This window comes from Hungatella sp. SL.1.14, assembly GCF_024460495.1.
Lineage (GTDB): Bacteria > Bacillota > Clostridia > Lachnospirales > Lachnospiraceae > Hungatella > Hungatella hathewayi.
Genome location: NZ_JANFYJ010000104.1, coordinates 1 through 528, shown reverse-complemented (window position 1 = coordinate 528; position 528 = coordinate 1). Strand labels below are relative to the sequence as shown.

Here is a 528-nt window from a genome sequence, read left to right as displayed (position 1 = left end):
CTGTAGAGTATGATGGAAAGGCGTATGGGCTGATAAGTGCGTCTGCGGATAAGGAAGGATCTACGCTGCTGTATTCAACCAACGGAACAGAATACAGTGAGACGGCCCCGACCTTTACGGAAGCAGGAACGCATACCGTATACTTAAAGGCGACGAATCCGAATTACAAGGAAACCAAAGCCGTAAGTGCGGCGGTAGTGATCAGGCCGAGAAATGTGACCATTACGGTGAACAGCGCGTCAAAGACGTATGGAACTAAGGATCCGGAGTTTACAGGAAACTATGATGACCTGGTAAGCAGCGGAGCAGTGGTAAAGGAAGGCGACCTTGGAAAGGTAAGCTATGTAAGGGCAGCCGGGACGAGAATAAGAACAACGTTGGAGACGAGATCAGGCTGACGGCAGAGTATACGAAAAACCCGAACTATACGGTGGAAATCGTACCAGGAATGCTGACAATTGTGGCTGCAGGTGACAATGGAGTAAGTGCAGAAGGGCAGACGGTAACGTATGACGGGACCGGTCATGG

General features: G+C 50.4%; 1 protein-coding gene. It reads left to right on the top strand.

All coding sequences use genetic code 11. The annotated features are described in order from the left end of the window. Positions 1-398: MBG domain-containing protein (locus tag NE473_RS30155; protein ID WP_256265551.1), on the top strand; the 398-nt coding region annotated here is incomplete at its 5' end. Between the last annotated feature and the right edge of the window lie 130 nt (positions 399-528).